Genomic DNA, 24,002 nt, shown 5'->3' on the forward strand with positions numbered 1-24,002 from the left:
AGAGACTTAATCTCTGTGATCGGAAAGCAACCTGAGGCCAGTCCAGATTAAGCCATAACTCCAGAGTGAACGCTCGTTGCAGTGTAATAGGAAGCCTCCAATGGCAAATCACCAAACGCCAGCTGGCAAAGAAGATAATTAGCACCTGCTTCCTCGACATGATCGAGAAGATCTTGCCTAACTGAAGCAGCAGTACCAACTACGCACAACTGACAGTCTACTGCTGCATCAAAATCCGGCGGGAGGTTCTGAGGAGTCTGTATCCCGTTAATCTCGTACAGAAACCTAAAGCTCCGAAGCCACCGTTGATAAGCCGGGGCCGCGAGCGAAATGGCATGCTTCGTCGTGCTGCCGGCCACCACCATTCGGACCAACCCAAGGAACGGCGCCCGTTTCCTGCCCCCGGCGGTACGTCTCTCGTGTGCTCGGTAGGCATCAGTGATCTGGCGAACAGCAGAAGCAGGGCCCCCGCAGGCAAGATTTGTATCGTTCTCAGCCGCCCAGCGCGCAACCTCAGGACGACTGGTTGTAATCCATGTCGGAGGCTGAGGACGTTGGTGTGGCCGCAACATCAACGGGACTTTGTCTAGTTCAAAGTGGTCGCCTTTGTAGGAAAGAGCCTGAGCTCCTTCCTTCATCGCTTGGATGACGATCTCGCTGGCTTCGAGATAGCGCGATGTCGCCACCTCCTCATCAATACCGAAAAAGCTCCATTCGATTGGTAAGGAGCCGCGCCCCATGCCCAACTCGAGCCTGCCACCGCTCAGATGATCCAGCATGCAAATTTCTTCAAACGCACGTAACGGATGATAAAGGTTCAACAGCATAACCAAAGGACCGAGACGAAGATGCTGCGTGCGCTGAGCTACGCTTGCTAGAAATAGATTCGGCGAAGGTCCTCTGCCGTGGGGAGTACAGTGGTGCTCTGCGACGTGATATCCATAAAAGCCAAGGCGATCGCAGACCTCTGCCAACTTCATCCGATCTTCATACTGGCGCCCAATCTCCCTTCCGTCTTCGTCCAAATGGTCGAAGATACCAACCATCAGCTTTGCGGGAAGAGAGTTTGTCATTTAAATGTCTCCAAGTTTGGCGGCGAATTTTCGGTGACCAAGACCGGAGGGTGGCCCCGATGTCTTTCGCCAGGAATCATCGAAAAGCTGCTGGTTCTAAAAAACGATGCTGACGCCGATGAGCTAATCATAATGCTCACGTTGAAATGACATTGAATCATTCGTATTCATGTATGACTTCGCGGTGGGTAACACCCCATCTCGCATACCCACAGCTCCGTTCACTTTTGAGAAGCCAAGGATTGGCAAGATCGGATAGTGGTTGTTCAGCTTTTGTGGCGACCCAAATGTGTTAAAGCTGGTATTCGGTTTAATGCGACGAGGCTCCTGCAGTAGGCGAAGAAAGGACCCAGAGCTATGTCTCGGCGCTTGATTGGCAGACGAGAGCGCCTTCTGCAGTTCCACGTTGGCCATGTTCGTCTCCATTTACCGGCCAGGTCTGTGACCTTGCCCTCGGCTGCTCTCGGTGGAGCAACATCATGGGGTCCCCAATTCATAATCGAGGTGTTTAATAACATCCCATGGCTTCGTAAAATTGATTGTTTGTATGGCATTGATCCACCAGGTGAATAACCAGGAATCTTCACCGTCAAAGGGTTGCTGATCGAACTAGCATACGGTCGACCCAGGCGAGATCACGGCCCCTTCCGAAGGTGGAAGGATCAGGAGCCAGTGCGGTTTTGGCCGCAGCGCAACAGCGCCGATACCAGAAATAGATGTGACGCAGTTGGCTTCCGCGTCTTTCGTGCACGCTGTTGTATGTCCTTAACATTCCCCATCTTAACTTCATAGGATCACAGGTTTTACGATAGGGAAATTGCTCTCAACCCTTCAAACTGGACCAATTTTGGTTAGAGTTTTCCGGTGCATTTTCCTGGCTGGGAAAAGGAACGGAACACGATGAAGGCATCGCAGTTTTCGGACGCTCAGAAGGCGTTCATTTTGAAGCAGGGTGATGAGGGCGTCTCGATCGCGGAGATTTGTCGCAAGGCGGGGATCAGTCAGACGACTTACTTCAACTGGAAGAAAAAGTACGCCGGCATGTTGCCGCCAGAGATGAAGAGGCGCAAGCAGCTTGAGGACGGGAATTCGCGATTGAAGAAGATCGTCGCGGATCTGACGTTGGACCGTGAGATGCTGCAGGACGCCATCCGCCGAAAGCTCTAAGGCCTGAGGGGTAGCGGGAGGTGGTGTCATGTGCCGCGATTGGGCGATCTCGATCCGGCGTGCCTGTGGCGCGTTGAACTTCGATCGGTCGACCGATCACTACATCTCTCGCCGCGCCGAGGCCGGTCTAGACCTGTAAGCGCGGGTGCGCTACGGCTATCGTCGCGTGCATGTGCTTTTGGAACGCGAGGGTTGGGGCACCAACATCAAGCGAACCTATCGCATTTACAGGGACTTGGGACTGCAGCTGCGGAATAAGACTCGGAAGCGCCGTGTTAAGGCGAAACTTCGCGAGGATCGGCAAATGGCTGTCGGACCAAATGACGTGTGGGCGATGGACTTCGTGCACGACCAGCTCGCAACCGGAAAGAAACTGCGGGTCCTGACGGTGGTCGCCACCTTCTCACGCTATGTTCCCGCGCTTGATCCGCCTCACAGCTATCGAGGTGAAGATGTCGTGCAGACGTTGGGACGGGTGTGACGATTTTCGTTATAGTGCGCACTATGAGTCCGATTACGCAACATACGTATTGAACCCTCATTCTCTAATCGAGGCGCCGTTACGTGGAACCGCATTTCCTTTCCCGAAGAAATAACCTACCTCACGGCATCTCTATGAAAGGTGACGAGGCGTTAGGTTTGACTGGCCCGTCCACGCGTCTGTAACGGCTGCCCGATCTTCCAAAGCATGCTTGTGTCGATCTCAAGCTCGACTCCAACCTTGCCCGCACCTGTGACTACGGTAGGATAAGAAAAAAGGGCGGTGTCGATCAGTACAGCGATCTTCTGGAGACCGAATGGTGATACGCTTCCTGACGGGTAGCCGAAGAGATCGAGTACCTGTTCTTTCTGAGCAAGCTCGGCTCGTTTCCATCCATACGTGCCAGCAACCGCTTTCATGTCAATCTTTGAAGGTGATGGCAGCAAAACGGCACAAAGGTGGCGCGCAGGATGAGACCGGCGCATCACATCGTTCGCTTTCTGCTCGGCAATAATCATCGTCTTTGCAACGCGCCCCACGGGAACGCCGATAGCAGAGGCTAAATCGGAAGGAGATGTAATAGGGGTGGCGAACTCACTATAGCGCCACAATCGTACCGTCGACGCTCCGATCTGGTGCAGTTCAGCAAGTACGTTCGGATGAACGTCCAACATAGTCGTTTCCTTCCGGTTCACCTGGTAGGACGATCGAGGATAGCTGTTTCAGCGACTGCGAGTACAGCCCTCTTGCGAGTAAGTTTCAGGCGGTTCGCTCAAAAAGCTGCCTAATGCGGCGGCGACCCTCGTTCCCAAAAATACTGAAGTAAGCCTCCAGGCACTTATCGCTATCGAGCATGAAAGGAGCATCATATTTGGTGATATGCCGAATAGCCAAGGCTGGAACCGTTGTGTCGAGCGGTCGAAACATCCTGTTGTGCAAACCGGGCTCCGGGCAACCTGGATAAAATTCACCGATCATGAAACCTTCCTGAATGAAGTCGGGCTTCAGCCGTTTTTGCAGTTGACCAATCCTGATGATCTCTCCTTCATCCTGTATTCCAGGAAGGGCAATGATAATGGCCTTATAGATCCAGTCGCCCGTTCGATCGTTGAAGGACTTTACGGGTTTCATCTGGCTGAAGACGGCGAGCATACGCGCCAAATCGTTTTCGATTTCGTCAACTGCAACAGCTTGCGACGCGGCAACCCGTAAAAGCCCCTTCGTCAGAGCCTCGGGAACGAAAGGGCAAACGCTCCCGTCCCGACCTAAATGAGGATGTGGATTGGAGAGGAATTCTGAGGCATACCGAGCAAATTTCTGAAGAGCTGCGTTTGCATACTCATCATAGGCGTTGTATCCCGCATCAATATTCTTTTCCAGAATTTCGCCCACTGTCATCAATGGACCAATCGTCCCGAAAGGTTGGCTGTAATCTTTCCAAATCTCTTTATTCATTTCGGATCCCTGGTTCGAAAAGCCACGTGCAAAACGGAAGGTCGGGCTCTTGCATGCCAGCTCGGGCGGCGGGCGAGCTGGTCGGGGGCCAATCAAGAGACCGACCTTCCATCGGAAGCGAAGCTCCCGAATTTTTGATAGCACTCGTAGTTACACTTGTGTAACTGTTTTTTTAAATGGATGTGAAAACAAGAGCGGGGGCTCGTGCACGATGAAGGTTAGTCTCACGACCGCCCGCAAATTCTTATATTCGTCGTAGTTATGAAGACATACATATGATAAATGTCGCCGCGATGGGATCCGGTAACAGGCTTTGGGTGAAAACAGAACGACCCATTGCGCAGAGGCGTGGCCGTGGCGAAGACAACACGAAGAAAAATATATACGCCAGAACAGATCGACGTCGGCGTAAAGCATAAGCTTGAGAAAATTGACTCGTTTTTGTCAGATCTCTTTAGCGAAAATTCCGAAGAAAAACTATTCCTGAGGAATATTCTTGGATTGATGCTTAAAGTATATCATATGGACGCCAATAACAAACCCATGACGAAGATGCAGGCGTGTCGCTATCTGCCTTTCAAAAACCAGACTGTTTGCCAAAAGTATGTCGAGGCAGCGCATTTGCGTGGGTTCATCGACATCACTCGGGATAAAACGGACAAACGGCGTCTGATTGTTGTTCCAAAGGAGCCGTTGGTTGTCTATGTCAATGAATATATAGCTGACTTCCTTGATGACTGCCGTAGAGCGATTGACAGTGCCGCTCAAGTAGCTACGCTTCCTGAGGAAGGGATGGCAACGGCAAGTTCTTCATCTATTGATAAATCGCCAGCGTCTTCTGGGGCACCTGTGGGTTCCTCTCAAAAGAGAGTCGATCGAAAAGCCAGGAAATTTTAGCGAGTTTTATTGTGGGAAAGCAAAAGTAAGAAGCCGGTCTCGCGCGCGTTTATCCTTTCATCAATCAAATGTTTCCTCCGTAAACAAGCTTCATCGAGGTAACCCGCTTCGCTTAACCGGCTTGACGGCCGGTGCAGGCGCTGCTAGGGGGAGCGGCTGTATCGTCGTTTCGGCCAAGAAACTGCGCGGGAAGTTCGGCGGCATCCTCAGCCTTATCACCTTGGCATTTACGCTATCTTTTTAGGCGAGGCGGAAACCGCTGACGCGGTCCTCCATCTCTTGGTCGAGACAGTGTGACCTGCCACTGAATTTTCATCCGGCGTCTGACCTGCCACTGAGAATTTCTGAACCGCTCCCAAACGTTGGACCACCGGATGCTAGAGTTTTCCGGCTTCATTCAGGGAGGCGGGCTGGTTGCGCCTCCCGAATTCACCAACGAGATCGGCACCTTGTTGCCGATCGCACCATGAGGTCTTTCCTCATTGTAGTATCTACGCCAATCCTCCATCTTTTCGCGGGCATCCGCAAGGGTCAGGAACCAATGCTGGTTCAGGCATTCTGCACGGAAGCGGCCATTGAACGCTTCGATGAAAGCATTATCAGTCGGCTTGCCGGGGCGTGAGAAGTCCAACGTCACACCCTTGGAATAGGCCCGCAGGTCCAAGTCGCGCGACACGAACTCGGTCCCTTGGTCGACACGGATCGTTTTCGGATAGCCGGCTTTTTGGCACACCCGTTCAAGGGTTTGCACAACGTCTTCGCCTCTATAGCTATGACGTGGATCAAGCACCGGCACGTAGCGCGAGAAGGTGTCGACCACCGTCAGCACGCGCAGTTTCTTACCCGTTGCGAGTTGGTCGTGAACGAAGTCCATCGCCCAGACGTCGTTGGGTCCGACGGCCATGTGCCGATCCTCGCGAAGCTTGGCTTTTACCCCCCGCTTCGGTGTCTTGTTCCGCAACTGTAGCCCCAAGTCCCTGTAAATGCGGTAGGTTCGCTTGATGTTGGTGCCCCAACCCTCGCGTTCCAACAGCACATGCACGCGGCGATAGCCGTACCGCACACGGATCTCGCAGATCTCGCGAATACGACGTTCCAGACCGGCCTGATCAGCACGGCGAGAGGTATAGTGGTGAGTTGATCGATCGAAGTTCAACGCTCCACAAGCACGTCGGATCGAGATCGCCCAATCGCAGCACATGCCTTTCACCATCTCCCGCTTCCGAGCAGGCCTTAGAGCTTTCGGCGGATGACATCCTGCAACATCTCGCGGTCCAGCGTCAGATCCGCGACGATCTTCTTCAGGCGCGAATTCTCGTCCTCGAGCTGTTTCAGCCTCTTCATCTCCGGTGGCAGCATGCCCGCGTATTTTTTCTTCCAGTTGAAATAAGTCGCCTGGCTGATCCCCGCCTTCCTGCAGATTTCAGCAACCGACACGCCTTCATCACCTTGCTTCAGAATGAACGCCTTCTGAGCGTCCGAAAACTGCGACGCTTTCATCGTCTTCTGGTCCCTTTCCCAGCCAGGAAAATGCACCGGAAAACTCTAACCAAAACTGGTCCAGTTTGAAGGGTTCAGATCAAAGTGCACAAGATGGTGGCGAATGGGAACGTAGGGTCGTCGCCTCGATCGCCAAGAAATTGAAAAGGGGCCAGCGAGGAGCGCCTTTTGGCTCGCATCGCCGGGTCCGCGATCAAGGCCCTCGACGGAGCGGTGCCGAAATTGCCGAACAGGCGATACTTTCGGCTCTGGTCCGCAAATACAAGACTGGCGGTTCCTAAGCAGCGAGCCCAGGCGGTGCCACGTTCCTCCTACGGCATTTCATTATCCACGCATGTTGCCGAGGCTGCTGAGCCTGCTCGAATTCCGGAACAATGCAGCACATCGGGTCCGCCATCGCGGCGCTGGAATGGCTCAAGCGTCTGATCGACGAGGACGACAGACGGATCGACCCGTATCGATCCGAGACCTGGCTGTAGGCCTGAAGGCCTAGCATCCTGCCGTATTTCACGTTTACCAGGGCGTGGCCTTGTCCCTATTGGCAGATGCTATGGCCGGATGTGTCAAGTAAAAGATCCACCGGATGCGAAAAGAAACACGAGACCTATTGGGCAATGCTTGGGCGGGTCCCGACGCTATGGCGATCTCAGACCTGCACTTGTTCCGGCCCAGGCTGTGGCCGACAGCGATCGTCTCGCGGGGCCGTTGCGACAGGAGGATAGCTGGCAAATCTCAAGCTCACCTCGACATCCGGTTACGCGAGCTTGGCCGCGCCAGCTCGGGCTGTTACGATTCCGGGCGGCTCGATTGCGAAGGCGACGTCCAGACGTGGATGCTGCGACTGGCTTCTGCGAAGCATTCAGTCATCTGCGTACAGGAGCGCCCTGCGATGAACGTCATCCTCGCAGAAGAGACTAGCTTTGGCCTGCGCATGATGGCCGATGCCACAGACACCCACACCTTGTGGGTGTTAATCCGTGTTCGACAGTGGCATGTCGAGAGCGAAGCCTACGACCGGGCGCTAGCCAGGGTGGTCGAGGCGCAGGCGGGGTTACCGATCCATGGGCACTCCGGCTTCGAGCGACGGCCTATTATTTGCCGCCACAGCGCAAGGCGACGGCCCGCGGCACCAAGCGGCGCATCCGCGCCCACTATCGTGCGGAGGGCCACCAACAATTCACCAGGTTTCAGAGTGAATCAGCAGCAACAAAAATCGACGGCAAACTCGATGGGGGCTACGCGGATGGGGGCGCGCTTACTGAGCGCCGAGTCTCAACTGTACCGTCGCCACCGAACTTTGGAGCTGTCGATCCTGTTCAGGACGTTCATTCAGAACCCTACTCGGTTTGTCGTGCTTGCGACAGCGTGATGTGCGGTTTGGCACGTCTCGGCGCTCTAGGGCAGCCATTGAATAACATACAGAACAGTTTTCTGATGCTTTTCGCTCCTTCTGCATTGGCACGAATCTTGAACCTTTTTGTTGCGCGCCGCTAGGAGCTCCCAACGGGGACCTTGGCATCTTCTCAATCCAGCTCTGAACGGAGACACCAATGATGAACAACATGGCAGCCTATCGTGTAACCGAATTAACCCCTCAAGAAGCAGCTGAAACCTCCGGAGGTTGGTATTTTTGGGTTTACTTGTTTTTGCGACGTTACGGACACTTGTTTGGTTGATAAGCGAGCTGGCTCTCGATGGCTCCTAGTGACTACAGACTAGCAGTTCCCCTTTCTGCTGAAACGGCCAGCTGCACCGCAGAAAGCATACTGGCGCGACGATCAGGACGATCCTTGAGCATTTATAGGGCGATCTTGCTCTTCGTCGCCGCGGCATTTGGCTCACTGCCACTCGTTACCATACCGGTCTCCATGCAGAGTGTCGGTACTATTCGCCCGATCGTGGAGAAGACGCCCCTGATAGCGCCCGTCTCCGGACGCATCTCCCGTGTCCTTGCCTTTGAGAACGATGTCGTTGCTAAGGGGAAGGAAATAATCGCCTTTGACGATCATGTAATCGAGGAAAAGCTCAGCGGGGTTTTAGCCGACATTCATGCCAAGAGCGATCTTGCCCATGACTTCCAAACGCTGATTTCTTCCGGCGCAAGGCTCAGCGTCTCGCCCCCCCTCCAGACCGAATCCGCGACGGCTGAAAGGGTGCATTTTCTCAACTTGCTGCGCGAGAACCAAAATGCGCGCAGTAACGCCGCGGCGGAACTCGACCGCGCAAAGCGACTTGTCTCGGCTGCTGCGGCGCCGGCGAAGACCGTTGACGAGAAGGCTTTCGCTCTCCAAAATATCGAGGTCCAAGGCGAGATCCTCGTGCGACGCAAAACCGCTGATTGGAACCAGAAGCTCCTTGATGCTAACCTGCGCTTAAAGGAACTCACGGCCACCTTGCATCAGCTCGAGCACGAACGGGACCTGCACCGCATCCGCGCCCCAGTATCGGGTGCTCTCGAGCAGTTCTCCGGCCTCGCGCACGGAAGCTACGTGCAGAGCGGGCAAACCGTTGGTTGGATCTCGCCGAACGACGATCTGGTGGCGGAAATCTACGTCTCCCCCAACGACATTGGCTTTGTGCAGCCTGGTCAGCCGGTGCGGCTCCAAGTGGATGCCTTTAACTACAACCAATGGGGTGTCATCAAAGCAAGGGTGGTCGAGGTGGCGCAGGATTTCACTCTGCATGACGGGAACCCGGTCTTCAAGGTCCAGTGCGCGCTCTCTCGCAGCGAACTCGCGCTGAAAAGCGGGGCCATCGGCCACCTGAAGAAAGGCATGACCGTGCGGGCTCGCTTTCTGTTGGCCAATCGCACTCTCCTGCAACTGCTCTACGACGAGGCAGACGATTGGCTCAACCCGATGCTGGCGGGGCGCTAATATTGTCCCAACAGCCAGCGAGCCTCCATGTCGAGTAAGGCCATTAAGTTCAAACAGCGTGACATCACGGATTGCGGCGCCGCCAGCCTCGCATCTGTCGCAGCCTTCTATGGCTACAAGTTGCCATTGGCGCGCATCCGCCAGTATGCGTCGACCGACCGCTCCGGTACGAGTGTGCTGGGGCTCACGGAAGCGGCGCAGAAGCTGGGCTTCATCGCGAAAGGCGTCAAAGGTGGCTTCGACAGCCTGTACAAGATCCCCAAGCCCGCTATCGCGCACGTCGTCAAGGAGGACCTGCACCATTTCGTAGTGGTCCATGCGATCGACGCCAAGTGGGTCATCGTCATGGACCCGGCCTTGGGCGAAATCTGCAAAGTGCCGCATCAGGAATTCATGGAGCAATGGACCGGCGTTCTGGTTTTGCTGGTTCCGGCAGACACATTCAATCGTCGAGACGAGACCACGTCGCCCCTCGCCCGATTCGCCCGCCTACTCGCGCCACACCGCACGGTGATGGCGCAGGCTCTCGTCGGCGCTCTTGTGACGACCGTCCTCAGTCTCTCGACGGCGATCTACGTTCAGAAGATCGTTGATCACGTGATCCCAGCGGGAAACCGCAACCTGCTCAACTTGATGAGCATCGCAATGCTGCTGATCCTAGCGATACAGATCCTGATCAACCTCCTAAGAGGCCGACTCGTCCTGCAGACGGGGCAGAAGATCGACGTATGCTTGATCCTCGGCTATTACAATCACATCCTGGCCCTGCCCCAGAAGTTCTTCGATAGCATGCGCATGGGAGAAATCGTGTCGCGCATGAACGACGCTGTGAAAATCAGGAGCTTCCTGAACGACGTTTCGATAAACATGTTTGTTGACATTTTAATGATACTGTTCTCGTTCGCAATGATGTTCATCTATTCCTGGAATATTGCTTTGATCGTGGCGCTCGCCATTCCAATGTACATCCTGGTATATTGGGCCATCAATCGGATGAATCGAAATCTCCAACGAGTCATCATGGAAAATGACGCCAAACTCGAGGCGCAACTGGTAGAATCACTCGGAGCTGTCTCCACCATTAAGACTTCCGGCGTCGAGAGCTTCGCAAACTTCAAAATGGAGACCCGCTTCGTAAAGATGCTGCATTCCGTCTACAGCTCCGGGCTGATCTCAATCTGCGGCGACAACGCCTCGACGTTGCTGTCGGTCCTGTTCACCATCGTGCTGATGTGGTTTGGAACCACGCTTGCGCTCGAACAGGCCGTCACGCCCGGCGAATTGCTGTCCTGCTATACGTTGCTTGGCTATATCACCCGGCCGGTCGCCCGCCTGATCCAGACCAACCGGATCGTTCAAGACGCGTTTATCGCGGCGGATAGACTTTTCGAGATCTTTGAACTGGAGTCGGCAAGCAGCAGCGGCATCGATGCTACGAAGACCGATCTCGGAGATATTCGCCTGGAGAACGTCACATTCCGCTATGGCGCGCAGGCGGAGGTTTTCAGCGATCTAAGCGTCTCCTTTCGCCAAGGAGAGTTGACGGCCGTCGTGGGTGAGAGCGGCTCGGGCAAAAGCACCCTTGCGGCTCTGCTGCAGAATGTCTACCAGCTTGAGGATGGATGCATTCGGATCGGCCAATATGCCCTCCAGGATTTCTCGAGCGCATCACTGCACAAGGTCATGGCTGCAGTACCGCAATCGATAGACGTCTTCTCCGGTTCCGTGATCGAGAACATCGCCCTGGGCGAGTTCGAACCGGAGTTCGATAAGATCGTACGCATCTGTGATCGAATAGGACTGCGGGAGTGCATCGAGCGCTGGCCCGGGCGGTTCCAGGCCCATCTGGGCGAGAACGGGGTTCGCCTCTCCGGAGGTGAGAAGCAGCGCCTCGCATTGGCTCGGGCCCTGTACCGGGATCCCGACGTTCTAATCCTTGACGAAGCGACCTCCTCTCTGGACTCGGCAGCCGAAGAATTTGTGCTGCGGGTTGTTGAGGATCTGTCTCGCGCTGGGAAGACCATCATAGTCATCACTCATCGGTTGAGCACCGTTCGTGGGGCGGACAATATTGTGGTCCTGGACAAGGGGCGGGTCATTGAGGAGGGAAAGCACGCTGACCTAGTGAGAACTGATGGCCCTTACGCTCGATTATGGCGGGCGCCAAGGTCGTGATCCGTGTAGGCCCTGTCGGCTCGAGGATTGAAAACGGTTGTGAACGTCACGGTTAAGCAGCATGGCAACATTGTCGGCTGTGAACTTGAAGCGGCGGTGATCGGAACGTGGGCGATGGACTTCGTTCACGACCAACTCGCAACGGGTAAGAAACTGCGCGTGCTGACGGTGGTCGACACCTTCTCGCGCTACGTGCCGGTGCTTGATCCACGTCATAGCTATAGAGGCGAAGACGTTGTGCAAACCCTTGAACGGGTGTGCCAAAAAGCCGGCTATCCGAAAACGATCCGTGTCGACCAAGGGACCGAGTTCGTGTCGCGCGACTTGGACCTGCGGGCCTATTCCAAGGGTGTGACGTTGGACTTCTCACGCCCCGGCAAGCCGACTGATAATGCTTTCATCGAAGCGTTCAATGGCCGCTTCCGTGCAGAATGCCTGAACCAGCATTGGTTCCTGACCCTTGCGGATGCCCGCGAAAAGATGGAGGATTGGCGTAGATACTACAATGAGGAAAGACCTCATGGTGCGATCGGCAACAAGGTGCCGATCTCGTTGGTGAATTCGGGAGGCGCAACCAGCCCGCCTCCCTGAATGAAGCCGGAAAACTCTAGCATCCGGTGGTCCAACGTTTGGGAGCGGTTCAGAAATTCTCAGTGGCAGGTCAGACGCCGGATGAAAATTCAGTGACAGGTCATTTGAAGGCCAACCACCTACCTTCCTGCCGAACACTGGCAGACCAGAAAACAAGGGGCGCAGCCAATACACGTCGCTTGATCAGTGCTTGTGAGATACGCCGGAGCCAAAGAGGAGCCGTAGTGAGTAGTGAACGCACTGTCATGCAGGTTCCTCCATGTCGCCCCCCCCCGCGCCAAGAACGCTAGGGCACACCCCCGGATTGCTTGATTGCTGGGCAGATTAGCGAAGAATTCCGCCCTATATGAGCCGTTTCAACCGCACTTAAACGCGCGCTACATCTGAATAGGTCTTAATTGTTGTTAAGCCATTATCGACCAGGCCAGTTCCCGCCTCGGCGAGCTTTTGGAGGTTGTCGAAGCCAAATCGATGTACGTCGCGGAGCGTCTTCGAGAGTACTACGAGCCGCCCCGCCGTGAGTAATATCCGACCGAATCCCTCATGGTTCACAGTCAACACCGGTGACGCCATCAGTCCGGACTGCTCCTCTATAGCAAGTGCTACGGCGGCATAGAAGATCTCAAGCCGCCACTGCACCTCTAGGTCAGGTCCCCCGATGAGAGGAATCGCCCTACGCTGCTGCCTCGTCACGATGAAATCACAGAGCAAATCGGTGTCCGATTTCTCTTGCCACAATTCAAAGGTGTCTTGAGCACGCATCAGACGCAAGAGGCACTTAATGAAAGGCGTGGCGAGAGCATCTTTCTCATCTAATCGAGCATTGTTGGGGACAGGGGTGACGTTTGACATCAGTTAAAATCCTCCTGAGTGTTGGATGCGGTTTGACTAAGGGCCACACCCGCTTCCGGTAACACCATCCCTTAAAATGGTGCGGCAGATGGGACCTGTGGCGACGCAACTTGGCCCGGACGAATGACATGGCCCCTCGAAACGGGGCGGCCGCAACAACAACGGCAAGCGGCGGGCAACGCTGGCGGGCTTGACGAAAAGCGCTTCACAAGCGAGATTCCCGTCGCGATAGTCCAGTGGCGGTAGGTTTCGCCGCGAACTCCACCCTCAACCAACCTATTCGCCGCCAGGTGTAAAACCGTGTCTCGGGCTTTCGAATTGAGGATCAGGCGGGGGGTGGAATCAGCTTTTCGAGGTCGACAAGGACAGTGAGAGTATCTTGAGAGGCCGTGTACTTGCCGATACCCCCTTTTCCGTGCGAACTGATGCAGACCTGCCATGTATTTTCCCTTCAAGGTTCAAATCGACTTCGACCGGACGCCACACGTTCCACCAGGCGATTGCCCGCCGCGTAGTTCTGGGAGTTCAAGACTCATGCCAGTCTCCTCCGCTGAGGTTCGGAACACGGCATCTGTATTGTTTCCAGCTTCTTAGCTAGCCCATGAAGAATTGATCGAGGACAACGTTGTCGTGAACCGGACAAGACGCGGTGGGGATCGAAGAAATGGCATCCCGGTGCAGCGGCGGAAGCCTATTCTCCGGCCACGTCAGCAACAAATGACACCCGCCGAAGCCGCTCCGCTCTCAATTCGCGGATTGGGCGCAATGTCCGGCCGCTTGCCGAGGTGCAGCCGGTCGATCTTCTTTGCTTGGCGATCACAGCGCCTCCCAGTGATGGACTCCGAGACCCGCATGCATCACTGGCTGGAGCTCCCTTCCTCGACAGTTAGCGCCGTCATTTGGGGGAATGCCGCGGGCAAATGGAATGCGGCATAGGCCCCCGCGACGCCGGCGACAGCTCAACAACGCTCTGAATTTCCACAGTGAACGGCTGTTAGACGTAGCCGGCAAAGGGGAAGCTCACGAAGATCAGATGGCCCTTCAGGGCCGGGTCCTGGTCCGATGCCCACCGGATCGACCGGCCGCAAGGTTTTAGGACCGTTTCAACAACCAGCCCCTGGGCGCCTCGGCGGCGTGTATCTTAAGTTGCCGGCGTGCGTCGGCCGCGTTCACTCTCTATCCGCACCAGAACACGGCACCCGGGGGATCATGCTGCCGGCACGACCTAGCTGGCCGGTACCGTCGGCGCCGGCAAGAGGATGACTGTGGCAGCGGCCGTCATGGAGCAGTGCTGCCTCGGTGTGACCGCTGAGGCGATACTCGCTGTTTCCGGTCATTGCTTAGCACAGGCCGGAAAAGCGTTTCTGGTACCTTAGCGAACGCTCGCGATTTTAGCAGGGACAACGGAACCTGGCGGCAAGCGGACCCCAAACAAGTGCGAAGCAAACCGAATCTTTGGCAACCTCAAAGAGGGTGGAGTCGATACCCTGGGGGTCAAGCGCCCGCGTCGTCGCGGAGCATTGGGCGCGAGGGGTTTGCGGATTCTCGATACGTGATTGGCACATCAGTCGGACCTCAGCCGATCTTCGTGCAAAAGGATCCTTTAAAAATGGGCCCCTTAACGCGTGCCTTGGCATGCTTGCTTGCTGACGAAGTTTAGGTTGAGAATTGAACACCGCTAGTTATTCGCAGGATTGCTCGGCAAACGAACGAGGCGGGGTGGCGTTCCAAGCATGAGCTGGGACAGATAGGGAATGTCGCGCACGCTCCAGCGAACTGCTAGTGCTACGGCAATGATCATCGTCCCGAGAATTCCCGCCGCGCCAGACCTCATTGTGGGAGCCCATTGTTCTCCGTATTGTATCAAATCCATGAGACGGAATACCGTAGCCTGCACCAGGTACAACACGAGCGTGCTCTGCCCCACTTCCACGGCGATAAAGCGAACCACCCGGTTCGAGCGTCCAATTTTCCAGGATTGAAGCAGAATCTCGATCATCACTGCAGAGGCCACTGTCGAGCCAAAAAACATCAGAAGGATATCTTTTGCCGACTGCAGATCCTGGATTAAGGCGAGATTGTTGTAGACATAGGTGTCCTCGCGCCACGCCATGAAGCACAAGCTAGCCGCGATAGAGGCGGACATCATCAGGAGTGGCTTATGATACCGCATTATGCTCGTCCACCAATCTCTCGACTGCGCAAATGAAAATCCCATGCAGAAAAAGGGATAGGTGTACTTTATGAGAGGGAATATAGAAAACGTCACGGGGGCAACTGCGACCAGTATGGATGAGACAAGCAAAGAGCGTGCCGACCCGGAGTTGAAGATCGAAATAAGTTTGACCAAAAGAAAAGAAGCAAACGCAGCCCAGATGAACCAGTATGTGCCGACGAAATCGTGCATGAATTGCAACAGGTTGCCAGGTGCGTCCGGCGGCCGGGGAAACATGAGCAATTTGACTGCCTCCAAAAGGGTGCACCAGAACAGCGTCGGCACCAGGAGCTGCAGCGCGCGATCACCGATGGCTTGCCTGAACGATTTGCCTAGTAGCCCTGATCTAGAGAGATATCCGCTTATCGCCATAAAGAGAGGCATGTGAAACATGTAGATCGATTTGAAGCATGCCGAATCCCAGAAGCCATCACCCTCGTAAAAGATATATTGTATCAGGTGACCGAAAATCACCAAGACAATGAGTATTCCTTTGGCGAAGTCTAAAGCTAGATCGCGATCGTCGGCCTCTGGCGCCTCAGGCACTGTCTTTCCACCTACAATTCTTGCTCGCATTCTCAACATCTCACGATGCCTACGGGAGCCTTTGAAAGCGGCATTTTCCAACCTCTCGTTCATCATGCAGGCTAATCCAGCTTCCGATCAGCGCTCCGACTTCGGCATGCTGAACGACGGCCAACGGTCATACAATTTGCCTGGGTTCCAAGTTCACAGGGCGACCGTGGCGACTTAGGCCCAGTAGCCGTTTTCGGCGTGTCCATTGGCTGTTTTTCGCCGCAACGTACGCCCCGCCTAAACTCGCTGCCGCGCAACTGCTTGGGCTGCCACGTCGTCGAAATCTTCTAACGGACATTTGCGCGTATGCAAGTAGCGCTGCTTGACTCTGCACTCGGCTATTGTTGCGATTGCATATGATTCTCCATGCCAAACTTGCGCGACACCGTATCAAAAGAACATATTGCCGATTCAATGGCTCCTAGCCGCTGTGGGTATCGTCTATCACCTACCGGCGCTTGGGTGTGGATCGGCACCCCAGCGCAACCCCCCAGACGCTGGAGATTTGCTCCATTAGATCCGCCGCCCAACGTGTCCTATATGGCAGCCTCACCATTGTAAAATTCATGCTCCTAATGACACGCATCTGCGGTATGGATGAGTATCGCGGACCCTTGACAACCTTGAGCGGAAGGTCGGTGAGTATCGCGATACACGAGGCTTTGGCCGCGATCGCCGCCGTTTTGGATCGCCGCCAATGATAGCTGGACGTTGGGCTGCCATTGTCGATCCGTATGCGACGTTTGTCGATACGTCAGAGACGACCGTGGTCCCAATCCGTAGGAAGATCGGAGTAAGCGTCAAGATATGCGGGATGCAACGGCCAGTGTCTGGGGATGCGCTCCCCTGTCAAGGTCGAGACCCCCTCCTCGATCAGTGGCTTTCCCTTTTTGGGATACCTCTCCTTCGGTGGCGAAAGAATGAAACCGGGCTGGATATGTCGCTGGTCATTTCGCGCGATTCAAATTGGCGCAGACTTTGCGGCTCGCTTGACGCGACGATCCCCCTGAGCTGAAGAAGGCCGGCCGCAATAGCGCCGAGCATTGGCGCACATATATAAAGCCAGAGTTGAGAGAGTGCCGCCCCTCCTGCGAAAAGTGCTGGGCCGATCGATCGTGCTGGATTCACAGAAGAACCCGAAACGGTGATACCGCCAAGGTGGATCGCAACTAAGGCAAGTCCAATCGCCAATCGTGCAACAGCGCCGCGTCCAGCCGTGCATTTGAGGAATACAGTTACGAACAGGAACGTGGCGATAAACTCGAATAGGAACGCAGCTCTCCATCCGTAGACTACCCAGCCGGTTTGGGCGAAACCTTCTAGGGTGATATCGTAACCGCCGACCTTGTTCATAGCGATAAGGTAGAGCGTGCCTGCCGCCGCGATAGCTCCTGCACATTGGGCGGAGACATACGCGAGAAAGTCCCACACTCTCAATCGGCGCGACACGAGGAAACCCAGGCTGACCGCCGGATTGAGATGCGCGCCCGAGACTGGGCCAATCGTGTAGGCCATTGCAACCACGGTCGTCCCGAAGGCTAAAGCGACACCCAACAGGCCCACCTCTTGACGCATATAAAGCAATGTGCCGCAGCCGAGGAAGACAAGTGTGAAGGTCCCGAAGAATTCGCAAACATACTTTTTCATTTTTCACTCCATTGATTTGACCCCACGTACTTTTCGGTGTCATCCTCGTGCCGCCAAGCGTTCCGCATGCACCGAACCAATCATCGTGTCAGGTCCCGAAAACCTCCGTAGTTGACTTCAATTGCGTCCTTGTCCGACGAGATCGGCATCAGAGCCTATGGTCAACCAGCGTCACCGATCACCAGCAAACGTCGTACCAAATGAAATATGTTGCGCATCACAGCGATCGCTCTGATGACGTTCGGTCTTATGTTCGAAAGTGCCGTGAACAGGATAGGCAGGCGAACCGTACCGAGACGTATGGACCCGAGCTGGGCTACGAACAAATCGCCAAGCAGCCCATCCTCAAATTATCGAAACAACGACCCTCTTCATGGCTCCAAGCGGAAGGTGGTGCAAAGCAGGAACCAGGACAAGGGTTGATAAGACCGCCAGGGACGTTCACGAGAAGTCGAGTAACGCCCCTTAGCCACGAACAGGCACATGATCCTTGGCGCGATTTGAAGTCCACGTGAATTCCCTTGTCCCCAGCGCAACCGTCGACATTTCTCGCAAATGTCGGGCATCCGCCACTTTTGTCAGGTTTGTCGTGATTGGAACGTTTTGTTCGCCGGTCTCTCCGTCAAATACACATCAACCTGCCCTCAACCCGCCCATTGATAAAAGAAAATCATCTTCTTGGCGCGTCGGAGCAGTTGGCATGGTGTTTGCTGATCCCTGGTTACAAGCGGCAGAAAGCAGTCTGCATTATGCCGGTTCATGAAACGAACGGAACGGAGGCCACCTGACCGTTCGTCATCGGATCCGCGTTCTACCAAGCGGCCATGCATAGTCCGCCGGCGGAAGGGGTCAATCCCGATGTCACAGCTTGCAACCAACTCAAAGAGAAGGAAAATGCAATGACCAAGATTTCCGAAAGATCATTTGAAACGATCGAAAACCCGGGGTCATCGCCGCTCAAGGTGCCAGATCAGTTCGGCGCATCTGTTGAAAAGGGGAACAAGCAGGTGACAGAGGCTCTTTTGAAATTTGCGTCCGGCGCTGAAGCGACACAGAAAATGCTGCCTCCGATCCTCGAAACGACAAGTCTATTCGGCAACGAATTGTGGTGGAAGACGATCGCTGCACTGCAAGCCGACGCCGAGGCCGGCTTCTCACATTTGCAAGCTTTGCTGGGCGCGAATTCGCCGTCGCAGATCCTCGAACAGCAGTCGACCTTTTTCCGCAAGCGCGTTGAGACAAGTTTGCAGCACGCCAAGGAAGTCCGGGAGCTCTCAAGCAGGGCGGTGGAGGAAATCTCAAAGCCGGTCAAGGATGCTTTTGACAAGGTCCTGACGAACCCCAAAGCGACGTAAAGTTGACTCGGCACTAAGATCAGGGCTGGACGAATCATGATCGGAGCCGCTTTCGAGGAGACAACATTATGCGGCCGACTGATGTTTCATCTGTTCGCGGCGCTGGCGAATTCCGGCGTGATCTGGTCAGAGAGCGGACCCGTGCCGGCCCGGAGGAACGTGGTAGGCGCGGCGGCGGCCGCCGCAGATAAGCTTGCCAGGGCCTCATCTGGTGGCTGGCCACAAAGTGCGCGAGGCCATCGCACCTTACGAGGCTCTTAGATGGTTACATGTGGGGGATAGTAAAATGATTGTAGCTGTTCCAAATAGCGGGGCGTCACGGATTAACCAATCCGGTGTAGAAGCATTACGAGAATTTCCTAACTTTCCGATAGGCGGGATCTTGTTCAAGGATATAGCGCCTATGCTGGCTGGTAGAGGTGCATTGGGCGAAGTCGTTTCTACCGTCGCAAGCCAAGTGTCGGGAACAGAAATCGATGCCATTTTGGCGGTTGATGCGCGTGGTTTCATCTTGGGCGCCTCATTGGCTGATAGGCTCGGTTGCGGTTTCATCATGGTAAGGAAACCCGGTAAACTGCCGGGGGACGTCCTCTCATTTGAATACAGCTGTGAATACTGCTCCGGAACCCTGGAGGTAACTGCCGGCCTCATCGGTGACGGCCTGCGATGCCTGATTGCTGATGACCTTCTAGCGACGGGTGGCACTGCTCGGGCGACTGGGAATTTTGTCAAGTCCCAAGGCGGAGAGATCGCCGGATACGCATTCATACTCGAAATCGAAGTTTTGAAAGGCAGGCGTCAATTGGACGACGCACCAGTGATCAGTGCGATGACGTGCTAGCGCAGCAACATAGACGTAAGGAGGCAAGCGCATGAATACCCCTGATTGGCTTTCGACACCGCAGGACGTGCATGTAGCCAGTCAGACGCTACAGGCCCTCGTCACAAGTGAACTTTCGAAACGAGTCGTCTCGGAAAACGAAATTAAAACGATCTATCTGTTTCTAACCCGCAAGTGCAATTTGGGATGCCACCACTGTTATATCGCAGGCGTCGGGCCCAAGGCCAAGGGCATTGATTTCAACCTGGAGGCGATCCAAGGACTGATCGAGCAAGCACTACCCAATGGGCTGCGCAAGGTTAAGGTTTCCGGGGGTGAACCGATGGTTCACAAGGAATTCATGGCAGTCATGGAATATCTCGCATCCTGTGGGCTGAAGGAGCTGGTTTTCGAGACGAATGGAACCCTCTTTGACGAGTTCACGATCGAGCAGCTAAGTAGGCTCCCCAATTTGACGGTCTTCATCAGCCTCGACCATTTCGACCCAGAGGCGCACGACGCTTTCAGAGCAAAATCGGGTGCGTTCGCCAAGACTGCGATTGTCCTGCAGCGGCTTGGAAAAACTGACATCTCTACGGTGGTAACGACGACTGCCTATCGCAACAACTATGACAAGGTGATTTCGATTATAGATTTGGTGCTCGGCTGGGGCATCAAGAAGCATCGGACGCTGCTCAACATACATCCGATGGGCAACGCGCGCAGCCATGAGGACAATGCGATAAGCTTGGAGGAATGCAAGCTACTGATAGGCGATCTTTTGAAATCTCCCCATTTTGAGAGTGGCGCTGCATACATGACTCTGCCGCCGGCTCTGATGCCTCTCAAGTATCTGAACGGCGTGCATACTTGCGGTTGGGGCGACAACGTACTGGGCATACTGTCGAACGGACAAGTTTCGATGTGCAGTGCCTCCTACGATGATCCGGAAATGATCGCCGGCAATGCCTTCGAAATGCCCTTGATGGAAATCTGGCGCAACAGCCCGTTCTTCCATGAGCTACGCGAGGTGGTGAGTGGCGAGGTTAAGGGCGTCTGCGGCAACTGCGTGTTTTATCCAGTCTGTCGCGGCGTCTGCAAGATGAGTAGCTGGTCGCACTATGGTGAAAAGGACGCGCCCTATCCGCTGTGCCAGGAACTTTACAATAACGGAGGTTTTCCGGAGTACGCCCTGGTGGACCCGACGAAAGATTCCACCTACCGCCGCGGAGTTATAGCGAAAGAGCGTCGGCCCGCCGCCGAAGCTCCTGTCTATAACTTCTCGGAGGAAATCGCGGCTGCTGCGCAACACTCACTAACGCAGGAGGCGCGACGTAATAATTGCTGTGTCGACGACGTAATTTAACCAGGTCAACAAAAATAACGTGGAGGATTGGGGATGAGCAGAGCTTTCCGAGGTGCGGCGGGTGTGGCGCACACACTTGCGAACAACGCGATACGATCCGGCAACAAAGCAGCCGCCCAGCAAGCCCAGGTGATTTCTCGTCTCGCGGAAGGACTCGCCCGGCTGCAGGCGGGTTTGGATGACCAAGCTCAGCAATTGACGGCTGGCCTTGTAAAATTAGAGCAATCGCTAAAGGTGTCACGCAGATCGCAACGGTCGAAATCCGGCTCACTCGCTGCTAACGGCGAACTACAAGACTACTACGTTGATATAACCGCCTCGAAGAAATTTGGCAAAGCCAATTGGCCGCGCGCCGCCGATTCAGGTCTTGTAGGACGCCGCATTGGGCGAGGACCGGTTAGGATGACTGGTTCCGACACACAATCGGCAAAGGCGGTTACCGCCGCATTCGCCAAACTTCTCTCGGCTCAGGCACAATTGCTGCAGATACGCAGTGAAGTGGAAGACCTCAAGAAGGTTCAGAGGTAGCGGCAATGGCTAGTTCCCGACTGTTTGGCTACGCCGTTGACGAAGAGGATGGCAAGCTGGTAATCGTGATTGACGGATTGCTTGCCGAAAGTTGCATCCGGCAAATTCGGGACAGCGCCCAGACGGGCCGCGGTGGTGAACTCTTGTCGCGATTGCTGCCGGTAAGTTCGGTTTACAAGCTTATGTCTGGACAAGAGGAACGCGCTGAAGAAACGCTCAGCCTTGAACAGTTGCTTGGACAAAACGTCGACCAGAGTTTCGCTTCCTTCGAACAACAGTTCGCCGACCTGAGGCAGACACTAGCCGAATTCAGCAGCTCGGAAAGTTCGAAATAAATCACGCAGCCGTATCAGGAGTCTCCGCGATGCTTCGGTTGTCACCAGAAGACTCTATTTTGCTGATCACCTGCCGGGCCTACCTACGACCCGAGGATGAAGAGCGTTTGGTCCGTCTCTGCAAGGAGCCTGTCAACTGGCCCTATGTGGTATGGCGCGCCGAGCATAATCGGACGGTGCCGCTGCTTGAGAATCACTTGCGCCGCCTCGATTTGTTGACACTATTGCCCACTGAGGCGGCGCATTACGTTCAGTGCTGGACTGTCATGTCAAAGGTCAGGTCCGCACTCGAATTTCGCAATCTGCCAGAAATCATGGATGCGCTGGATCGGGCCGGCATCGCCTGGTTCCTGGTGAAGGGACCAGATCTCGCGCTTCTCCACTATCCCGATCCACTCCTACGGCCGATGACCGATCTCGACATCATGGTCAAGCCCGCTGACGCGCAGCGCGTGCAGCGGCTCATGTTCGATCTCGGCTACCGGCACGGTATTTTCGACCCTTCAAATGGCAACTGGCATCCAGAACGAAAGGAACTCGATGACGAAACCTTCCGCGAAAGCTATTCCTTGCCGGTGTTTGTAAGGATAGAATCCGTTGAATCTCCGTTCCCTGGTCCCGCGGTGCCACGCCAGCTGCGCTACCGCCACGTAAAGGGATACATCGATTCCGCGAAGAAGCTGCACATGCCCATCTTCATTGATATGCATGTAAATCTCTCCGTCGGCATCGATGTCGAAGACATATGGTCAGGCGTGCGTCTTGCAAACGGTCTAGGCCGCATATTGCAGGTCCAATCCGCGACTGGCGCCGTCTGGTTCCTTTCGGCCAGGCTTTATCACGAGGCCTTCCTTTATAATTCGCTTCGACTATTGATGTTCGGCGATCTTCATGCGGTTCTACACAAAGAAATGGCGAATATTAGCTGGGCGGAGGTCGCTGCGATAGGTTACAAATACGAGATGAGGCCGGCGTTATATTTCGTCCTGACGCAGATGAAGCGCATCTGTGGGATAGACATACCGTCCGAGTTCCTAGAGCTCATTCGACCTGATCAAACCGAGGTACCACTTCAACATGATTGGGGCGACGTGTTGCCCAAACTGCTGTCTATTCCCACTGTTAACGATCTTGAGCTGGCGTAAATATGGCGCCCGAGTCACCATATCGTACAGATCCTGCGGCGAACGACCTTCGTATCGCAGCAACCGAAACCTCTGCAAAGTTTGCGTCAACAGTCCATCGGGCCCTCACGCGGTCAGGAATAACGATCCTAAACACGCAGGTGTTCAGCAATGGCCAGATGGCTGTCACTCCGCGCGACGGCGGGCTTGGCGGAGATGTGGTGGTCGTGCAAACATTTCCTGACAGCGTTCATGATCGTCTTTTCGAGTTGTTCCTAGCGCTTGGTGCCGTGCGGGCGCGGGGTCCCCGCACGATTACCGCTGTTCTTCCCTACCTCCCATATTCGCGTTCGGATCGCCCTGCCTTCGACGGCGGACCTGTACCGGTGCGAATCCTTGCGGGGATTATCGAAACGCTTGGTATAGATCGGCTGATAACTTTCGAACTCCATGTTCCTCAGCTGTGCGCCGCATTTGCCTGTCCTGTCGTCAATCTTCAGTTCGCTCCCGCCCTAGTTCGCCATCTCGGTTCTGCGGCCGTCGATGGCGACATGGTCGTTTCACCGGACTTCGGCGGAGCGAAGCGAGCTGAGCACTTGGCGGCCCTGCTCGGCTGCCCATTCGCTGTCATGCGCAAGCACCGCAGAGACGATGATGACTTTCGGGAGAGCGTCGAGATTCTGGGGGACGTTGCTGGCCGGACGATCATCCTGATTGACGACGAAATCAACAGTGGTCAGACGGCTTTTTCAGCCGCCGCACATCTCAAAGCGGCAGGCGCTCGCAAGATAACCCTTGCCGCAGCCCATGCCATATTCACGCCGTCGCTGAACGAAAACTGGGGACGGTCTCAGATCGACCGCATCGTTGTGACCGACAGCGTCGGACGTACCGACAATTTCCCCGACAGTGTCGAAGTAGTCTCGATCGGCAACGAAATTGCAGGCGCGCTGCAGGCACGCTGAGAAG

18 protein-coding genes and 3 pseudogenes are annotated in these 24,002 nt (G+C 55.1%); 14 read left to right on the plus strand and 7 right to left on the minus strand.

The genetic code is table 11. From position 1 onward, the window contains the following. Positions 1–47 precede the first annotated feature (47 nt). Entirely contained in the window at positions 48–1,073 is a 1,026-nt protein-coding gene (locus AMK02_RS25110) for an LLM class flavin-dependent oxidoreductase (RefSeq protein ID WP_004677759.1), read from the minus strand. Positions 1,074–1,973: 900 nt separating this feature from the next. Between AMK02_RS25110 and AMK02_RS30805 the strand changes: the two are divergent. Then, positions 1,974–2,718, plus strand: a pseudogene (locus tag AMK02_RS30805) (transposase); the annotation flags it as partial. A gap of 155 nt (positions 2,719–2,873) precedes the next feature. On the opposite strand, the gene AMK02_RS25125 reads toward AMK02_RS30805, so the two are convergent. Both AMK02_RS25125 and AMK02_RS25130 read right to left on the minus strand, forming a co-directional pair. After that, positions 2,874–3,395 carry an aminoacyl-tRNA deacylase gene (locus AMK02_RS25125; RefSeq protein ID WP_004677747.1) on the minus strand — a complete coding sequence of 174 codons (522 nt, stop codon included), beginning with the start codon at positions 3,393–3,395 and terminating at the stop codon, positions 2,874–2,876. Between the two features lie 85 nt (positions 3,396–3,480). After that, complete coding sequence (locus tag AMK02_RS25130) at positions 3,481–4,176, minus strand: DUF6875 domain-containing protein (protein ID WP_039752489.1); 696 nt, start codon at positions 4,174–4,176, stop codon at positions 3,481–3,483. A 354-nt stretch (positions 4,177–4,530) separates the two neighbouring features. Here AMK02_RS25130 and AMK02_RS31950 point away from each other — a divergent pair, with 354 nt between their 5' ends. After that, entirely contained in the window at positions 4,531–5,073 is a 543-nt protein-coding gene (locus AMK02_RS31950; RefSeq protein WP_011053486.1) for a hypothetical protein, read from the plus strand. A gap of 397 nt (positions 5,074–5,470) precedes the next feature. On the opposite strand, the gene AMK02_RS25140 is transcribed toward AMK02_RS31950, so the two are convergent. Further along, positions 5,471–6,573, minus strand: a protein-coding gene (locus tag AMK02_RS25140; protein WP_139052612.1) for an IS3-like element ISRel21 family transposase whose coding sequence is annotated in 2 segments (ribosomal slippage) — positions 5,471–6,312 and positions 6,312–6,573 — 1,104 coding nt in all. Because the reading frame shifts where the segments join, the coding sequence is not laid out codon by codon here. 825 nt (positions 6,574–7,398) lie between these two features. Between AMK02_RS25140 and AMK02_RS32380 the strand changes: the two are divergent. From AMK02_RS32380 to AMK02_RS25165, 5 genes and pseudogenes are all read left to right on the plus strand, one after another. After that, positions 7,399–7,691, plus strand: a pseudogene (locus AMK02_RS32380) (Tn3 family transposase); the annotation flags it as partial. A 432-nt stretch (positions 7,692–8,123) separates the two neighbouring features. Continuing rightward, on the plus strand, positions 8,124–8,249 hold the full coding sequence (locus AMK02_RS32500) for a hypothetical protein (protein ID WP_004676277.1): 126 nt from the start codon (positions 8,124–8,126) through the stop codon (positions 8,247–8,249). 114 nt (positions 8,250–8,363) lie between these two features. Further along, a complete protein-coding gene (locus AMK02_RS25155) occupies positions 8,364–9,449 on the plus strand; it encodes an HlyD family secretion protein (RefSeq protein ID WP_008533948.1) in 1,086 nt (361 codons plus the stop codon). Between the two features lie 27 nt (positions 9,450–9,476). Continuing rightward, positions 9,477–11,624 carry a peptidase domain-containing ABC transporter gene (locus tag AMK02_RS25160; protein ID WP_016737350.1) on the plus strand — a complete coding sequence of 716 codons (2,148 nt, stop codon included), beginning with the start codon at positions 9,477–9,479 and terminating at the stop codon, positions 11,622–11,624. A 108-nt stretch (positions 11,625–11,732) separates the two neighbouring features. Continuing rightward, positions 11,733–12,215: pseudogene (locus tag AMK02_RS25165) on the plus strand (IS3-like element ISRel21 family transposase); the annotation flags it as partial. A gap of 366 nt (positions 12,216–12,581) precedes the next feature. Here AMK02_RS25165 and AMK02_RS25170 read toward each other — a convergent pair. From AMK02_RS25170 to AMK02_RS25180, 3 genes are all read right to left on the minus strand, one after another. Further along, a complete protein-coding gene (locus AMK02_RS25170; RefSeq protein ID WP_004677039.1) occupies positions 12,582–13,067 on the minus strand; it encodes a NifX-associated nitrogen fixation protein in 486 nt (161 codons plus the stop codon). A gap of 1,678 nt (positions 13,068–14,745) precedes the next feature. Further along, complete coding sequence (gene nolL / locus AMK02_RS25175) at positions 14,746–15,858, minus strand: nodulation factor fucose acetyltransferase NolL (protein WP_309506638.1); 1,113 nt, start codon at positions 15,856–15,858, stop codon at positions 14,746–14,748. Positions 15,859–16,731: 873 nt separating this feature from the next. Then, the gene (locus AMK02_RS25180) at positions 16,732–17,505 is read right to left on the minus strand and encodes an aquaporin (RefSeq protein WP_004677031.1); all 774 of its coding nucleotides are present in this window, start codon (positions 17,503–17,505) and stop codon (positions 16,732–16,734) included. An 899-nt stretch (positions 17,506–18,404) separates the two neighbouring features. Here AMK02_RS25180 and AMK02_RS25185 point away from each other — a divergent pair. The 7 genes from AMK02_RS25185 to prs all read left to right on the plus strand — a co-directional run bounded on the left by AMK02_RS25185 (position 18,405) and on the right by prs (position 23,998). Further along, on the plus strand, positions 18,405–18,860 hold the full coding sequence (locus tag AMK02_RS25185) for a phasin (RefSeq protein ID WP_018247122.1): 456 nt from the start codon (positions 18,405–18,407) through the stop codon (positions 18,858–18,860). Between the two features lie 286 nt (positions 18,861–19,146). Further along, positions 19,147–19,701 carry an adenine phosphoribosyltransferase gene (locus AMK02_RS25190; RefSeq protein ID WP_004672710.1) on the plus strand — a complete coding sequence of 185 codons (555 nt, stop codon included), beginning with the start codon at positions 19,147–19,149 and terminating at the stop codon, positions 19,699–19,701. Positions 19,702–19,732: 31 nt separating this feature from the next. Then, complete coding sequence (locus AMK02_RS25195; protein WP_016737352.1) at positions 19,733–21,046, plus strand: radical SAM/SPASM domain-containing protein; 1,314 nt, start codon at positions 19,733–19,735, stop codon at positions 21,044–21,046. 33 nt (positions 21,047–21,079) lie between these two features. Next, on the plus strand, positions 21,080–21,574 hold the full coding sequence (locus AMK02_RS25200; protein ID WP_004672713.1) for a hypothetical protein: 495 nt from the start codon (positions 21,080–21,082) through the stop codon (positions 21,572–21,574). A gap of 5 nt (positions 21,575–21,579) precedes the next feature. Next, positions 21,580–21,909 carry a hypothetical protein gene (locus tag AMK02_RS25205; protein WP_016737353.1) on the plus strand — a complete coding sequence of 110 codons (330 nt, stop codon included), beginning with the start codon at positions 21,580–21,582 and terminating at the stop codon, positions 21,907–21,909. Between the two features lie 29 nt (positions 21,910–21,938). Beyond that, positions 21,939–23,054 carry a nucleotidyltransferase family protein gene (locus tag AMK02_RS25210; RefSeq protein ID WP_004672715.1) on the plus strand — a complete coding sequence of 372 codons (1,116 nt, stop codon included), beginning with the start codon at positions 21,939–21,941 and terminating at the stop codon, positions 23,052–23,054. 2 nt (positions 23,055–23,056) lie between these two features. Then, the gene (prs, locus tag AMK02_RS25215; protein ID WP_081278605.1) at positions 23,057–23,998 is read left to right on the plus strand and encodes a ribose-phosphate diphosphokinase; all 942 of its coding nucleotides are present in this window, start codon (positions 23,057–23,059) and stop codon (positions 23,996–23,998) included. The last annotated feature ends 4 nt before the right edge of the window (positions 23,999–24,002 follow it).

This window comes from Rhizobium sp. N731 (assembly GCF_001664145.1).
Taxonomy (GTDB): domain Bacteria; phylum Pseudomonadota; class Alphaproteobacteria; order Rhizobiales; family Rhizobiaceae; genus Rhizobium; species Rhizobium esperanzae.

What these genes read in the sequence shown, in the direction of transcription:
- AMK02_RS25170 (WP_004677039.1), bottom strand. Translation starts at nt 13,067, where the DNA reads ATGTCAAACGTCACCCCTGTCCCCAACAATGCTCGATTAGATGAGAAA.
- AMK02_RS25185 (WP_018247122.1), top strand. Translation starts at nt 18,405, where the DNA reads ATGACCAAGATTTCCGAAAGATCATTTGAAACGATCGAAAACCCGGGG.
- AMK02_RS25210 (WP_004672715.1), top strand. Translation starts at nt 21,939, where the DNA reads ATGCTTCGGTTGTCACCAGAAGACTCTATTTTGCTGATCACCTGCCGG.
- AMK02_RS25190 (WP_004672710.1), top strand. Translation starts at nt 19,147, where the DNA reads ATGATTGTAGCTGTTCCAAATAGCGGGGCGTCACGGATTAACCAATCC.
- AMK02_RS25180 (WP_004677031.1), bottom strand. Translation starts at nt 17,505, where the DNA reads ATGAAAAAGTATGTTTGCGAATTCTTCGGGACCTTCACACTTGTCTTC.
- AMK02_RS25160 (WP_016737350.1), top strand. Translation starts at nt 9,477, where the DNA reads ATGTCGAGTAAGGCCATTAAGTTCAAACAGCGTGACATCACGGATTGC.
- AMK02_RS25110 (WP_004677759.1), bottom strand. Translation starts at nt 1,073, where the DNA reads ATGACAAACTCTCTTCCCGCAAAGCTGATGGTTGGTATCTTCGACCAT.
- AMK02_RS25125 (WP_004677747.1), bottom strand. Translation starts at nt 3,395, where the DNA reads ATGTTGGACGTTCATCCGAACGTACTTGCTGAACTGCACCAGATCGGA.
- AMK02_RS25205 (WP_016737353.1), top strand. Translation starts at nt 21,580, where the DNA reads ATGGCTAGTTCCCGACTGTTTGGCTACGCCGTTGACGAAGAGGATGGC.
- AMK02_RS25195 (WP_016737352.1), top strand. Translation starts at nt 19,733, where the DNA reads ATGAATACCCCTGATTGGCTTTCGACACCGCAGGACGTGCATGTAGCC.
- AMK02_RS32500 (WP_004676277.1), top strand. Translation starts at nt 8,124, where the DNA reads ATGATGAACAACATGGCAGCCTATCGTGTAACCGAATTAACCCCTCAA.
- AMK02_RS25200 (WP_004672713.1), top strand. Translation starts at nt 21,080, where the DNA reads ATGAGCAGAGCTTTCCGAGGTGCGGCGGGTGTGGCGCACACACTTGCG.
- nolL (WP_309506638.1), bottom strand. Translation starts at nt 15,858, where the DNA reads ATGCGAGCAAGAATTGTAGGTGGAAAGACAGTGCCTGAGGCGCCAGAG.
- AMK02_RS25130 (WP_039752489.1), bottom strand. Translation starts at nt 4,176, where the DNA reads ATGAATAAAGAGATTTGGAAAGATTACAGCCAACCTTTCGGGACGATT.
- prs (WP_081278605.1), top strand. Translation starts at nt 23,057, where the DNA reads ATGGCGCCCGAGTCACCATATCGTACAGATCCTGCGGCGAACGACCTT.